Here is a 12559-nt window from a genome sequence, read left to right as displayed (position 1 = left end):
ACATGACTGCAATTCAAATCTGCGCATTGATCAGCATCGTAATCGCCGCCGGCATCCTCTACTGGATCGGCTATCGAGGCGGCCTCACAGATGGCAAAAATGATGGCTACGACGAAGGCCATTCCGACGGGTACGCATTGGGCCGTGAAGAAGCTTCAGCCGCATACGCAACCTCTCTCAATAAGATGTCAGATCAATGCATGCGCACCGAACTCCTATTGAGCCGGGAACCGCAAGACCGTTACACCCTTCTCGCCATTGCCGAGAAGCTGAAGCTCGCCGCAGACACCTTCCGCGCCGTCAGATCCGAAAGCCAAGCAGTGCAGGCACTTGCCCTATGTGACAAGGCACGGAATATGGCCGCCCTGATGGACCGTTTCGAGCTGAAGGGGGACGCCGTATGAGCCAAGCCATCCCCATGCTGCGCCTGACACCCCAAGCCGCCGGTACGCTGCAGCAGCAATACGCCAACACCACCAAGGAACTGCGCGCACTGACCCGCTACAGCAAAGAGTTTGACCGCCAGTTGAAAGCCCTGATCGGTTACGAAGCTCTGAGCCAATTGCACAAGGCGACCGACAACGCGTTGCTGCTGGCCGACCTGGTGAGGGAAGCCGCATGAACTGGATCCTTACCTCCACCGGCAAGCGCTTCGACTTGTTCGAGCCTGATGCCGACATGATCGACCCACGGGACATCTCGCACGCGCTGGCCCACCTGTGCCGATTTAACGGCCACACCCGCGAGTTCTACAGCGTGGCCCAGCACAGTTGCATCGTCGCCGAGCTGGTGCCGGAAGAGCACAAGCTTGCGGCATTGCTCCACGACGCGACCGAGACGTACCTGGGTGACATGACCCGCCCGCTCAAGCAGTGGATCTCTGCCTACCGGCACTTCGAGGATGTTATCTGGGAGCGTGTTTGCGAACGCTTTGACCTGGCTCTTGATCTTCCCGCCTGCGTACACCAGGCCGATTTGATTGCACTGGCAACCGAACGCCGCGACCTCATGCCAACCGATCCGGCTATCTGGGATTGCTTGGTCGGCATCGAACCCATGGTTGAAACCATCCGCCCATGGCCTGCCGCCGAAGCCCGGCTCACCTACCACCAGCGGCTGATGGACCAACTCGCAATCGAACACCGGAGGAAAGCGGCATGAAGAACCACCAGGACAACATCAGCGCCCTGCCCGCTTTGCTCAGCACGGCAGGTAGCGTCGACACGCTAGAAACAAACAGCCTCTGCTGCGCAGCAGCAGGCATTATTGCTCCTTCCAGCGCCACTGCCGAGGCACTTATACCCCACGAAAAGCTGCGCGGGGCAGCGCTCGCTGATGCAACGCTAAACGCTCAGGAGCGCCCGCTCGCGCAGCCTGTCGCGGTGTATAAGCGAAAGAGTAAGATTGCGCTAACGTCTGGTTTGCTCAAGACCAGCGTCTGCCGCGAGGCCACACGCAATATTTTCAATGTTTCTCCGATGTTGCTCGATCTTCTTTCGATATCCCGAAAAATCTTGAATGTCCGACCAAAGTACGCCGCTTTTGAACCGAAGAGCCGCTTCGAACGAGGTGCAGAACTTATCCAGATACCCTTTGAGCTGGAGGACCTCGCGAATTACTTGCAAGGGCGTAGATACAGAGATGAAGGTCGAAAAGTCACTTCGAATAGTTTCCAAATTTCGCAAGTGAGAATGAACGGACTCGTACTCCAATGCCGCCCCATAAAACCCCTTAGCCACCTCGCCAAACTGCCAAGCAATTGTTTCTGCGATATAAGCAGCACTACATTCTTGCTCAAGCTGCTTCTGACGCTCCGCCTCGCGTTCTATTTTATGGGTACGATTCGCGACCGCAAACGCACCAAGAATAGCCCCAATCGATCCAATCGCTTGGACCCAAGCAGCGGCTGTATCGGTAGGCCATTGCCTAAAAACCAAGACTGCGGCCGCACCGATGAGCAGTGCACCAGGAGGAGAGACCGCAGCTTTGTAAACCGTGCTGATCTTAAAGCTGACCAAATCAGGAAACATCAATGGCTCCTTGCCATATTTCAATCACTTAGCTTGAACACTTTCCCATTTCAAGTCCACGGGGGTGGAAAGTGACTTCCTTCGATCCCTCCCCTATCAGATCGGCCGTAAAAACCCAGTTCGGCTTGGATTTCGCCGGCGAAATCCGCGTAGACCTCTTCGCCGGCGGTGGTGGCGCAACCATGGGTCAGGAGATGGGCACCGGCATGCCAGTCGATATCGCCATCAACCACAACCCTGACGCCATCAGCATGCACAAGCGCAACCACCCAAGCGCCGAGCACTACATCACCGATGTCTACGACGTGTGCCCGCGTGTGGCGACTCGCGGCCGTCCAGTTGCCCACCTGCACGCCAGCCCTGAATGCACCCACCACAGCCTCGCGGCCGGCGGCCAGGCGCGCAGCACTACCAGCCGTTCGCAATCGTGGGTCATCCTTAAATGGGGCGGCCAGGCCAGCCCTCGCATGATCACCATGGAAAACGTCGTACAGATCCTCCAGTGGGGGCCACTGATCGCGAAACGCTGCCGCAAGACTGGCCGAGTGGTCCGCCGCGACATGACCGTCGCAGCTACCGGCGAGCGAGTGCCAGTACAAGATCAATACCTGGTGCCCGACCCTAAGCGCAAAGGACGAACCTGGCGCCGCTTCGAAAGCATTTTGCGGTCCATGGGTTATGACCTGATGTACGGCAAACTCAAGGCCTGCGACTTTGGCGCAGCAACCACCCGCGAGCGCTTGTTCCTTATTGCACGGCGTGACGGCCAGCCACTGCACTGGCCGGAACCGACACACTTCAAGAACCCAGCCAAGGGACAGTCAGCCTACCGGACTGCCGCCAGTTGCATCGATTGGTCGATCCCATGCCCGAGCATTTTCCTCTCCAAGGAAGAAGGCCGCGCTGCAGGCGTCAAACGACCGCTGGTGAACAACACCATGGAGCGCCTGCGCAAAGGCGCAAAGCGCTACGTCCTTGAGCACAAGAACCCATTCATTGTCAGTGTTAATCACAGTGGCAACGACCTGGCGCGCTGCCAATCCGTGGAAGATCCCGCGAAGACAATCACCGCCGCGCAGGGATTTGCACTTGTCACGCCCCAGCTCGCGCCCTTCATCACCGAACATGCCAATGGCAGCAGCCAGCGCAATATGCCGGGTGATGATCCTTTGCGAACCATCTGCAGCGGCGTCAAGGGCGGGCACTTCGCACTGGCCGTGGCCTACGTCGCCCAGCACAACGGCGGGTACAACGAAACGCCCGGGCACCACCCCGAGAAACCGCTGACGGCGATTACCACTACGGGCAGCCAGCAACAGATAGTCACCGCACACCTAACGACGCTCCGGAGGAATTGCATCGGCCGGGGCATGGATGAACTGGTACCGACCATCACTGCCGGTGCGGAGCACCACGCACTAGTCGAGTACAAGCTCGCTCCAGAGGTCGAGGCCAGTGCCATGCGTGTCGCTGCATTCCTGATGGGCTATTACGGAAGCGACAACACCTACGACCTGCGTGACCCGGCTGCAACCATCACTACACGGGACCGCCTTGCACTCGTCAAAGTGACTATCAAGGGCGCCCCATACGTGATCGTCGACATCGGAATGCGCATGCTCACCCCTCGTGAGCTTTATCGTGCACAGGGCTTCCCCGACAACTATGTGATCGACCGCGGGCACGATGGCCGCAGGTTCAGCAACAAGACACAGGTGCTTATGGTGGGCAACTCAGTGTCACCATGGCCCATGATGGCGCTGCTCAGCGCCAATAAAGACCCTGAACAAAGCACATATGCGGGAGAAGCAGCATGAACACCCTGTTTCTCCTAATGGCGCAATATGATGGTCGGGCTGTTGTCCCAATAGATATAGTCTGTGCAGACTACATGAATCTAACTGTTGAAAAATTTAAACGAAAACGCCTAGATGGCGAGATTGATATTCCAATTATTAGATTAGGGGCCAACTCCCAAAAAGCAGCGCTAGGAATTCACCTTAAAGACCTTGCTGACTACATAGACCGACAAAGAGAAAAAGCTGCCAAAGAGCAAAACCAACTTATGGGGCGTGCAGCGTAGAAAAACAAGGGGCGAAAGCCCCTTAGTTTATCTTCCACAACCATACCAACGGCGCTGCGGCTTATTTTGCTCTATGAAATCCCCATACTTACCAAGCAAAAGATTAGCCTTCACCAACGTATATATTTGAGAAAACTTAGCTTTCGCCGAATAGTATCTTTGTAGGTACTCACCAGAAAAGCAAAAATAGTTGTCATCCAAATTCACACCTAAAGCGGAGAACTCACTCATCAAGGTTTGAATTTTTTCTTCAACTGAAGCAGCAACCTGTTCTTGACTGAGTAATCGCTGTCCAGCTTGAAGCCTTTGCGTCGAATCCAGCAAAGACTGTTCTCTAGCACCCAGCTCAATCTGTTGCTTAGCAATCTCTTCGTCAGTGCGTGCGATAAGAAATTCGCGCTTTTGCAATTCTAATTCACGTTTCGCCTGTTCAACAGAAGAGTTAGCCTTTTCTTTCTCAAACTCTACTTTCAGATCATTAAGTACTACACGCTCATGCGCTAAACGCTTAGATTCAACCTCTTGATCCTTTTGCACGTCCAATAATTTCAACCCAATCCCTGCATAGATAGTAGCCACCACCAATATCCCCACCAGGTTCCGCTTGAGATATGCAGCCAGTCTCTTGAAATCAAAGTCAACCATTACCCGTTTTCCTTACGTTTTTATACGGTCACCAAGACACGGCTCAACCAGCTCCAGTTTTCATATAGATCACCACGACCACGAAGATGAGTATATCGACGAAGAGAATTCCAATCCCTGTGCCCAGATACGCTTGATACTCTAGGTATATCCCAATCCATCTCAAATAAACGACTCACACCCTCATGCCTCAGGTCGTGAAAATGCAAGTCTTCAATTCCCAGCAAAGGGCATGCGCGAGTAAAAGAGGCCGATATTGACTTCGCATTATATGGAAAAATCTCTCGCTTAACTTTCGGCATTGCGTGAAGGATCGCCCATGCCTCGTCAGGCAAATAGCACCACACATCGTTACCGATCTTCTGCCCTGGGTTTTTCATATCCCTCACCAAGACCGCCTGCATAGCACAATCAACATCTTCCCACCGAATTCGAGTGATCTCCTCCTGCCGGCGCGTGGAGAAAAGCGCAAAGGCGATCATCTTCGGCATGTGGATAGAGTCCGGCCGGCGCTTCTGCATCTCGAAAAAATGCCCCATGAGCTTATCCAGCTCCTCGAGCGTTGGCCGGCGATTACGCTCCTTGCTCTTGCTGACCATGCCAAGCTTGCGCAAGACCTTGCGAGCATCAGGCATTGCATGAGGATCGACCTCATAGCCCCATGCTGGCCGTGCCACAGACAACACAGCGCCCAGGTGCGACAGATCATTACCAACCGTCTGTGCCTGCACCCCGCCGCCTTCCTCGCTCATCCGCCACTGCGCGTACTCCACCAGCTTCTGGCTGTTCAGCGCTGCATCATCCAACTCACCCAGCCAGGTATCCTTGATCGCGCTCAACGTCGCGCTCTTGGTCTTTCCCAGCGGCCGGATCTTCTCGTACTCTTCCAGGTACTGCTCGATCATCTTCTTGATCGTTGCCCCCTTCCGATTCGCCCGCTCAATAGCACCTGGCTGGGCCAGCTCGGTCTCCCGTCGCTTGATCCAAGCCTGGGCGACCTGCTTACGGTCGAAGGTTTGGCTTTCCTGATAAACTGTCTTGCCATCCCGATTGATCCGTATCTGCGCCGTGTAGGCTATCGAGTTGTCCTTGCGCTTACGTGCTGTGATCGTGCCCATTTCCAGTTGCTACATTGGCGAATTCGATCGCTACAATGTAGCAACGGACTCTAGAAAACAAGGGAAAATGGGTAAAAACCGCTGTATAAAAGATCAGTATTAATGAATTCTGAAAAAGCCGTACCTCCAGTAAACGCTAGCCCTTCCCGCTCAGAGCTGTCGCGCCGGTTTAGCGTGGCGCCGATGATGGATTGGACCGACCGCCACTGCCGGTTCTTCCTGCGCCTGCTCTCCAAACACGCCCTGCTCTACACCGAGATGGTCACCACCGGCGCCATCCTGCACGGCGACCACGACCGTTTCCTGCGTCACAACGAAGCCGAGCATCCACTTGCACTGCAACTGGGCGGTAGTGTTCCGGCTGATTTGGCGGCTTGTGCCCGCATGGCCGAAACCGCCGGTTACGACGAAGTAAACCTGAACGTCGGCTGCCCAAGCGACCGCGTACAAAACAACATGATCGGCGCAATCCTGATGGCGCACCCAGCCCTGGTTGCCGATTGTGTGAAGGCCATGCGTGACGCGGTATCGATTCCGGTAACGGTAAAGCACCGTATCGGCATCAATGGCCGGGACAGCTACGCCGAGTTGTGTGATTTCGTCGGGACGGTGAAGGACGCAGGGTGCACCAGCTTTACCGTGCACGCGCGGATTGCGATTCTGGAGGGGTTGTCGCCGAAGGAGAACCGCGACATTCCGCCGTTGCGTTATGACGTCGCAGCGCAGTTGAAGCGGGACTTCCCGGATCTGGAGTTCATTCTCAACGGCGGGATCAAGACGCTGGAGCAGTGCCATGAGCATTTGCAGACGTTTGATGGGGTGATGTTGGGCCGGGAGGCTTATCACAATCCGTATTTGCTGGCGGAGGTGGATCAGCAGTTGTTTGGCAGTGAGGCGCCGGTGATCAGTCGGGCGGAGGCGTTGGTGCAGTTGCGGCCTTATATTGCACAGCATTTGGCGAGCGGTGGCTCAATGCACCATATCACTCGGCATATTCTGGGGTTGGGTACCGGTTTTCCGGGGGCGCGCAAGTTCAGGCAGTTGTTGTCGGTGGATATTCATAAGGCGAGTGATCCTTTGGCATTGCTGGATCAGGCGGGGGCTTTGCTGGAGGGGCGATGAGGGTCAGTTGATATAGGGGGGTCGGGCTGCCGTCATCGCTGGCAAGCCAGCTCCTACAGTAGATCGAGTCGCCAGTAGCAGTTGGGTTGAACCTGCCAGCCGTTTTGCCCTCCTATTGAGCAGTACGGCCGGTCTTTCAAACGGCTGTTTTCAGGTTGTTGCCCTCGCAAACGATCGAACGCATTTGCGCCCTTGAGCGCCTGCCAGCGCTCGGGTAATGTCATCAGACCCACAGGACAGAGCACGCCCATGACTTCCAAGCTGGAACAACTCAAGCAATTCACCACTGTCGTTGCCGATACCGGCGATTTTTCCACCCTCGCCAAGCTCAAGCCACAAGACGCCACCACCAACCCTTCCCTGCTGCTCAAGGCTGCGTCAATTCCGGGCTATGCCAAGCTGCTGGATGAGGCCGTGCAAGACTGCAACGGTGACGTGGGCCTGGCCAGCGACCGTTTTGCGGTGGCGGTGGGTCAAGAGATTCTCAAAGTGGTGCCAGGCCGTATCTCCACCGAGGTAGATGCCCGCCTGTCGTTCGACGAAGCCGCTATTCTCAAGCGCGCACACCGCCTGATCGAGCTGTACGACAAAGCCGGCGTTGGCCGTGATCGCGTGCTGATCAAGATCGCTTCCACCTGGGAAGGTATCCGCGCTGCCGAGAAGCTGGAAAAAGAAGGTATCCAGACCAACCTAACCTTGCTGTTCTCCTTCGCCCAGGCTGTGGCCTGCGCAGAAGCTGGCGTGTTCCTGATCTCGCCGTTCGTGGGCCGTATCTACGATTGGTACAAGAAGGCCAACGGCAACGACTACACCGGTGCTGAAGATCCGGGCGTGCAGTCGGTGACGCGCATCTACAACTACTACAAGGCCAATGGCTACAAGACCGTGGTGATGGGGGCGAGCTTCCGTAACCTGAGCCAGATCGAAGAGCTGGCGGGCTGTGATCGCCTGACCATCAGCCCGGACCTGCTGGAGAAGCTGGCAGCGGATGAAGGCAAGCTGGAGCGCAAGCTGTCGCCAGGCCATGCCGGTGAAGCCCGTGTGCACCTGACTGAAGCGCAGTTCCGCTGGGAGTCCAACGAGGACGCGATGGCGACTGAGAAGCTGGCGGAAGGGATTCGTCAGTTTGCTCGCGACCAAGAGAAGTTGGAGGCGTTGCTGACTGCCAAGCTGTAAAAGGCAGCGACTGCAAAAAGGGCGGAACCTGTGAGGGTTCCGCCCTTTTTTATGCTGCCTGGACTGTCGCCATCGCTGGCAAGCCAGCTCCTACACAGGGGGCGTGGTTCGTCAGTGGCGTTCGAGGGCGTTGACGAGGTCGTGGAAGGCTTCGCGGTTGGACTCGTTGAGGCCCATCAGGATCTTGTGCGCTTCCAGCACCTTGACGCGAACGACTTCTTCGGACTGGTCTTGCGAAGGCAGGTCGGTCAGGCATTCCGGGCACGGAATCGGGCGGTCAACGATGTTGAACACCTGGTCGAAGCCCATGGACTGCAACAGACGGGTGATGTCTTCGTGGGTGGTGACCACAGTCGGCAACAGGCCAACCTTCTGCCGAGACAGAATGGACAACTTGGCCAACAGGCCCAGGGTGGTGCTATCGATGCTGCGGGTTTCGGTCAGATCGATCACGATCGCCGAGAAGTTCAGCGCTGTGAAGATCCGCTCAATCGTCGCATCCAGCGCCGAACACAAGGTCAGGCGCACTTCACCGACAAATTTCAGGACGAAGGTCCCGTCTTGCTCGGCGAATTGGATTCTTCCGGTACTCATCAAAGATTCCTGCTCAACACCAATAGGGCGATATCATCCGGCATCTCCCCTAGCGTGGCCAATCCAAAAACCTGCCGCAGGCCATCCAGGCTGCCGCCCGCCGACTTGACCTTTTGGGGCAAGGCGGCTTCTTTCTCTTTGAGTGTAGGCTCTGGAAGCAGGTCCAGGATGCCGTCTGACATCAGCGTTAGGCTGAACGTCGGCGGCAGTTCCAGGATATGGTCTTCGTAGGTGGCTTCATTGAACAAGCCTACCGGCAGACCACGGCCTTCCAGGTAACGCACACTGTCTGGAGTGTATAAAACCGGCATCGGCAGGTGACCGCCGATGCTGTAGGTCAAAAGACCGGTTTCTTCATCAATCACGCCGCCGACCATCGTCACGTGCTTGCCCAGCTTGCAGCTGATCAGGCCCCGGTTGATGTGGCCCAGCACCTCGGAGGGGGTAAACTCCGGCAAGGTGCCATTACGCTTGGATTCGAACAGCAGCCGTGTGGTCATGAACTTCAACAACACGGTAACAAAAGCAGAGGAAGCACCGTGGCCGGAGACGTCGGCCAGGTAGAACGCCACACGTCGCTCATCCACGCGGAAATAGTCGACAAAATCGCCCGACAGGTACAGCGACGGGATGATCTGGTGGGCAAATTGGAAGTCGTCGATGGTCCAGGGGCTGACCGGCAGCATGTTCATCTGCACCTGGCGACCGGCGTTCTGGTCTTCCTGGAGCAGGTTGAGGCTGGCTTCGAGTTCGCGGTTGGCGGTTTCGAGCTTTTCACGGTAGCGCTGGTTTTCCACCAGCAGGCGTGCACGATCCAGGGCACGGCGCACCGAGTGCTCCAGCACCGCCAGATCTTCCAGGGGTTTGATCAGATAGTCGGCGGCGCCCAGGCGCAGAGCTTCGACGGCATCGTTCATCACCCCGGCGCCCGACACAACAATCACCGGCGTCTGCGGGGCGAGCTCAGTCACCTGGCGAATCAGCTCCAGGCCGCCCATCTGGGGCATGCGCAGGTCGCAGATCACAAGGTCGGGCTGGTCGCGCTCGAATACCTGGAGACCCTGTTGGCCATTACTGGCCTGCAGGACGCTGAAGCCACTGTCTTCCAAATAGGCCGCGAGGCTCGCGCGCACTACTTCGTCGTCATCGATTATCAGCAGCGTGGCACTGGTTTTTTGCATGTGGGCAAACGGCGCCAGAATTAGGTTGGCGTAGGTGGCGCGACAATGGCCGGGCTCACGTACTGGATTCGCTTTCTAGCCTCTCTGTCCTACAAAGCATAGGGATTTTTCCCATGCACAAAGGTAAAGCAGAGGTGCCCTTCTAAGGCGCAGACGGTACTCCCATCCGTCAGGGGTTTCAAGCTCATGCCGATGGTCGCCGGGCGTCTTTACACCGCAAATCACCGGGAGTTATAAGAACAGGCACGACCACAACACAAAGTAAGGATGGAGCCCATGAGCGAACACGAGCGCGACTACGCCGAAAAACGCGATTTCATCCGCATGCGTGTGGATGCCGATGTGTCTCTGATCCATGCCGGGCAAGAGATTGCCGGGGTTTGCGTGGACCTTTCCAGCTCCGGCATGCAAGTGCAGGCGCCGCGCCAGTTCAACGTAGGCGACCGGTTGACGGTGCGCATCGATTCGGAGCACGCGGCGCTCAAGGGCCTGGAGGCGGACACCGAGGTGGTATGGACCAAAACCAGCGGTGACGACCAGCACCTGGGCCTCAAGATCCTGAAAATGCGCTGAAAACCGCGAACAAAAAAGGCGACCGCAAGGGTCGCCTTTTTCATTTCAAAACGTCACAGCTTAAAAGTCGTCGACGACCTTGCCGTCCTTGACCTTGAACTCGCGGTTCTGCAGGTAAGCGTTACGAATGAAGGTGTACTTGTCACCGGTGATCAGCTTCTCGCTGTCGAGCAGGCTGGCACGGGTGTCAACGATATTCAGGCCGAAGGTGCTGTTGCGCCAGCCGATGTCGTTCATGTAGCGGTACGGTTGGGTGTAGCTGTCCACGTACTTGGACGGCGCATCACGCAAGGTGCTCGGGCCCAGCAAAGGCAGCATTACGTATGGACCGCTGCCTACGCCCCAGTAGCCGAGGGTCTGGCCGAAGTCTTCATCGCTGCGCTGCAGCCCCATTTTGGTGCCGACATCGATAAAGCCCAGCACGCCGAACGTGGTGTTGACCAGCAAACGGGCCGTGTCTACACCGGCCTTTTCGGGCTTGAGCTGCAGCACATTGTTGGCCAGGTTGCCCACATCACCGATGTTGCGGAAGAAGTTGTGAACGCCATCCTGAACGAATTGCGGGGTCACGAACTGATAACCCTGGGCCAGTGGCTTGAGGGCATAGGTATCAACGGTGTCGTTGAAGGTGAAGATCGGGCGGTTGACGCTTTCCCATGGATCGTCTTCCGATGCAGCCTGTGCAGCGAAAGGCGCCAGCAGGACAGTGGCACACACCGACAGCTGAGCGAAGTAGTGGCTCCAGCGCATAGCTTTTGCTCCTTGAATGGTCTGTCATGGGCGCTATGCCCTGAATAAGGCCGTCAGTATATGACGGAAGTCGCCAATTAGGCAGCAACTAGGAAACGTCAGACCAAAAATGGACAAAATTCCTACAATTAACAATCCTGTCATCGACTTGTCATCCTGACCCGATAGCGTTGGCGCTATTTCAGGGATGTCGACATGCCTCACGCCGAGATAGCCATCGCCAGCGCTCCTGCGTTGACTGCCGTTCTGTTTGGCCTGAGTGGCTGCCTGGTGGACTTCGGTTCCCGTGCCCGCACCGACTCACCCTCACCGGACTCCCAAGCCACACCAGGCGCGCTGAAAATCCTGCGCAGCCTCCAAGACCAAGGCGTCCCTTGCGCCTGGCTGGATGAACTCCCCCCCGCCGTCACCACCCCGCTGGCCGCCACCCTGCCTGCGTGGGTCAAGGCGACATCACCCTCCTCGATTCGCTGGCCCGCGCCCCACGCCTGCTGGCAAGCCTTGATGGAACTCAACATCGAACGCCTGGAAGGCTGCGTCTTGGTCAGTGGGGAACCGCGCCTGCTGCAATCCGGGCTCAATGCCGGTTTGTGGACCATCGGGCTGGCCTCCTGCGGCTCGCTGTGCGGCATGGCGCCCGAACAATGGCAGGCGCTGAGCGAACAGGAGCGCGAGCTCAAGCGCGGCAAGGCCACCCTCGCGCTGTACGGGCTGGGCGTGCACTCGGTGATCGATCACCTGGGCGAACTCGGCACCTGCCTGGCCGACATCAGCCTGCGCCAGCTCAAAGGCGAGAAGCCCTGACACGGATCATGCACAGTCGACGCCAGTGGATTAATCTACAGGTCAGCCCGTAGACCTTTCTCGGCGTGCCGCGGTCTATGCCAGTGCCTATCGATAAAAGGAAACACGTCATGCCTGATCGCAAAAAACTGGAAGAACAGGTCGAAATCCTGCGCGGGCAGTTGGAACAGGAACCGCCGCTGTCGGAAGAAAAACGTGAAGCGCTGGAGGCCTTGATTGCCAAGTTTGAATTGCAACTCGAACTTGAGCCGGCCACTCAAACACCCAGTATTTCCGACGATGTCAATCAAGCGGCCATCGAGTTCGATACTGAGCACCCGGTTATTTCCGGGACATTGCGCAATATCATGATCACCTTGGGCAATATCGGGATCTAATACAGTCCCCCGCCCAGCACAGAAGCAAAATGTGGGAGCTGGCTTGCCTGCGATAGCGATCATTAAGTCATCCATCAGGTGACTGATACACCGTCATCGCAGGCAA

At 56.9% G+C, this 12559-nt stretch carries 16 protein-coding genes; 10 read left to right on the top strand and 6 right to left on the bottom strand.

Annotated elements, in window-relative coordinates; genetic code table 11:
* Positions 1-2 precede the first annotated feature (2 nt).
* From EJ576_RS08775 to EJ576_RS08765, 3 genes are read left to right on the top strand one after another with little or no spacing between them, the layout of a single operon-like run.
* The gene (locus EJ576_RS08775) at positions 3-404 is read left to right on the top strand and encodes a hypothetical protein (protein ID WP_126570051.1); all 402 of its coding nucleotides are present in this window, start codon (positions 3-5) and stop codon (positions 402-404) included.
* Positions 401-622 carry a hypothetical protein gene (locus tag EJ576_RS08770; protein ID WP_126570050.1) on the top strand — a complete coding sequence of 74 codons (222 nt, stop codon included), beginning with the start codon at positions 401-403 and terminating at the stop codon, positions 620-622. The genes EJ576_RS08775 and EJ576_RS08770 overlap by 4 nt, the downstream gene beginning before the upstream one ends.
* The gene (locus tag EJ576_RS08765) at positions 619-1161 is read left to right on the top strand and encodes a phosphohydrolase (RefSeq protein ID WP_126570049.1); all 543 of its coding nucleotides are present in this window, start codon (positions 619-621) and stop codon (positions 1159-1161) included. The genes EJ576_RS08770 and EJ576_RS08765 overlap by 4 nt, the downstream gene beginning before the upstream one ends.
* A 248-nt stretch (positions 1162-1409) precedes the next feature.
* On the opposite strand, the gene EJ576_RS29660 is transcribed toward EJ576_RS08765, so the two are convergent.
* The gene (locus EJ576_RS29660) at positions 1410-2030 is read right to left on the bottom strand and encodes a hypothetical protein (protein WP_158628945.1); all 621 of its coding nucleotides are present in this window, start codon (positions 2028-2030) and stop codon (positions 1410-1412) included.
* A gap of 71 nt (positions 2031-2101) precedes the next feature.
* Between EJ576_RS29660 and EJ576_RS08755 the strand changes: the two genes are divergently transcribed.
* Positions 2102-3847 carry a DNA cytosine methyltransferase gene (locus EJ576_RS08755; protein WP_126570048.1) on the top strand — a complete coding sequence of 582 codons (1746 nt, stop codon included), beginning with the start codon at positions 2102-2104 and terminating at the stop codon, positions 3845-3847.
* Positions 3844-4113, top strand: coding sequence for a pyocin activator PrtN family protein (locus tag EJ576_RS08750; protein ID WP_126570047.1), 270 nt, complete (start codon positions 3844-3846; stop codon positions 4111-4113). The genes EJ576_RS08755 and EJ576_RS08750 overlap by 4 nt, the downstream gene beginning before the upstream one ends.
* Before the next feature lie 27 nt (positions 4114-4140).
* On the opposite strand, the gene EJ576_RS08745 is transcribed toward EJ576_RS08750, so the two are convergent.
* Together EJ576_RS08745 and EJ576_RS08740 are read right to left on the bottom strand one after the other, a co-directional pair.
* Positions 4141-4758 carry a hypothetical protein gene (locus EJ576_RS08745; protein ID WP_126570046.1) on the bottom strand — a complete coding sequence of 206 codons (618 nt, stop codon included), beginning with the start codon at positions 4756-4758 and terminating at the stop codon, positions 4141-4143.
* Positions 4759-4778: 20 nt separating this feature from the next.
* The gene (locus EJ576_RS08740) at positions 4779-5876 is read right to left on the bottom strand and encodes a site-specific integrase (RefSeq protein ID WP_126570045.1); all 1098 of its coding nucleotides are present in this window, start codon (positions 5874-5876) and stop codon (positions 4779-4781) included.
* A 102-nt stretch (positions 5877-5978) separates the two neighbouring features.
* Between EJ576_RS08740 and dusA the strand changes: the two genes are divergently transcribed.
* Positions 5979-6998 carry a tRNA dihydrouridine(20/20a) synthase DusA gene (gene dusA, locus EJ576_RS08735; protein WP_126570044.1) on the top strand — a complete coding sequence of 340 codons (1020 nt, stop codon included), beginning with the start codon at positions 5979-5981 and terminating at the stop codon, positions 6996-6998.
* A 249-nt stretch (positions 6999-7247) separates the two neighbouring features.
* The gene (gene tal, locus EJ576_RS08730) at positions 7248-8174 is read left to right on the top strand and encodes a transaldolase (protein ID WP_016975287.1); all 927 of its coding nucleotides are present in this window, start codon (positions 7248-7250) and stop codon (positions 8172-8174) included.
* Positions 8175-8285: 111 nt separating this feature from the next.
* On the opposite strand, the gene rssC is transcribed toward tal, so the two are convergent.
* Positions 8286-8768, bottom strand: coding sequence for an anti-sigma factor antagonist RssC (rssC, locus tag EJ576_RS08725; RefSeq protein WP_003172602.1), 483 nt, complete (start codon positions 8766-8768; stop codon positions 8286-8288).
* The gene (gene rssB / locus EJ576_RS08720; RefSeq protein WP_016975286.1) at positions 8768-9949 is read right to left on the bottom strand and encodes a two-component system response regulator RssB; all 1182 of its coding nucleotides are present in this window, start codon (positions 9947-9949) and stop codon (positions 8768-8770) included. The genes rssC and rssB overlap by 1 nt, the downstream gene beginning before the upstream one ends.
* Positions 9950-10225: 276 nt before the next feature.
* On the opposite strand from rssB, the gene EJ576_RS08710 reads away from it, so the two are divergent.
* Positions 10226-10522 carry a PilZ domain-containing protein gene (locus EJ576_RS08710; protein WP_028619436.1) on the top strand — a complete coding sequence of 99 codons (297 nt, stop codon included), beginning with the start codon at positions 10226-10228 and terminating at the stop codon, positions 10520-10522.
* Positions 10523-10582: 60 nt separating this feature from the next.
* On the opposite strand, the gene EJ576_RS08705 is transcribed toward EJ576_RS08710, so the two are convergent.
* Entirely contained in the window at positions 10583-11272 is a 690-nt protein-coding gene (locus EJ576_RS08705) for a VacJ family lipoprotein (RefSeq protein ID WP_068936084.1), read from the bottom strand.
* A gap of 195 nt (positions 11273-11467) precedes the next feature.
* Between EJ576_RS08705 and EJ576_RS08700 the strand changes: the two genes are divergently transcribed.
* Both EJ576_RS08700 and EJ576_RS08695 read left to right on the top strand, forming a co-directional pair.
* Positions 11468-12076 carry a hypothetical protein gene (locus EJ576_RS08700; protein WP_028619434.1) on the top strand — a complete coding sequence of 203 codons (609 nt, stop codon included), beginning with the start codon at positions 11468-11470 and terminating at the stop codon, positions 12074-12076.
* A 110-nt stretch (positions 12077-12186) separates the two neighbouring features.
* A complete protein-coding gene (locus tag EJ576_RS08695) occupies positions 12187-12453 on the top strand; it encodes a DUF4404 family protein (protein ID WP_122725003.1) in 267 nt (88 codons plus the stop codon).
* Positions 12454-12559 lie beyond the last annotated feature (106 nt).

The organism is Pseudomonas sp. C 49-2 (genome assembly GCF_003970195.1).
Taxonomy (GTDB): Bacteria; Pseudomonadota; Gammaproteobacteria; order Pseudomonadales; family Pseudomonadaceae; genus Aquipseudomonas; species Aquipseudomonas canadensis.
The sequence above is the reverse complement of the archived record's forward strand: the minus strand, read 5'-3'. Positions and strand labels throughout refer to the sequence as shown.

Coding starts and splice junctions, on each gene's coding strand:
- EJ576_RS08775 (WP_126570051.1), top strand. CDS start 3: ATGACTGCAATTCAAATCTGCGCATTGATCAGCATCGTAATCGCCGCC.
- EJ576_RS08770 (WP_126570050.1), top strand. CDS start 401: ATGAGCCAAGCCATCCCCATGCTGCGCCTGACACCCCAAGCCGCCGGT.
- EJ576_RS08765 (WP_126570049.1), top strand. CDS start 619: ATGAACTGGATCCTTACCTCCACCGGCAAGCGCTTCGACTTGTTCGAG.
- EJ576_RS29660 (WP_158628945.1), bottom strand. CDS start 2,030: ATGTTTCCTGATTTGGTCAGCTTTAAGATCAGCACGGTTTACAAAGCT.
- EJ576_RS08750 (WP_126570047.1), top strand. CDS start 3,844: ATGAACACCCTGTTTCTCCTAATGGCGCAATATGATGGTCGGGCTGTT.
- EJ576_RS08745 (WP_126570046.1), bottom strand. CDS start 4,758: ATGGTTGACTTTGATTTCAAGAGACTGGCTGCATATCTCAAGCGGAAC.
- EJ576_RS08740 (WP_126570045.1), bottom strand. CDS start 5,876: ATGGGCACGATCACAGCACGTAAGCGCAAGGACAACTCGATAGCCTAC.
- dusA (WP_126570044.1), top strand. CDS start 5,979: ATGAATTCTGAAAAAGCCGTACCTCCAGTAAACGCTAGCCCTTCCCGC.
- tal (WP_016975287.1), top strand. CDS start 7,248: ATGACTTCCAAGCTGGAACAACTCAAGCAATTCACCACTGTCGTTGCC.
- rssC (WP_003172602.1), bottom strand. CDS start 8,768: ATGAGTACCGGAAGAATCCAATTCGCCGAGCAAGACGGGACCTTCGTC.
- rssB (WP_016975286.1), bottom strand. CDS start 9,949: ATGCAAAAAACCAGTGCCACGCTGCTGATAATCGATGACGACGAAGTA.
- EJ576_RS08710 (WP_028619436.1), top strand. CDS start 10,226: ATGAGCGAACACGAGCGCGACTACGCCGAAAAACGCGATTTCATCCGC.
- EJ576_RS08705 (WP_068936084.1), bottom strand. CDS start 11,272: ATGCGCTGGAGCCACTACTTCGCTCAGCTGTCGGTGTGTGCCACTGTC.
- EJ576_RS08700 (WP_028619434.1), top strand. CDS start 11,468: ATGCCTCACGCCGAGATAGCCATCGCCAGCGCTCCTGCGTTGACTGCC.
- EJ576_RS08695 (WP_122725003.1), top strand. CDS start 12,187: ATGCCTGATCGCAAAAAACTGGAAGAACAGGTCGAAATCCTGCGCGGG.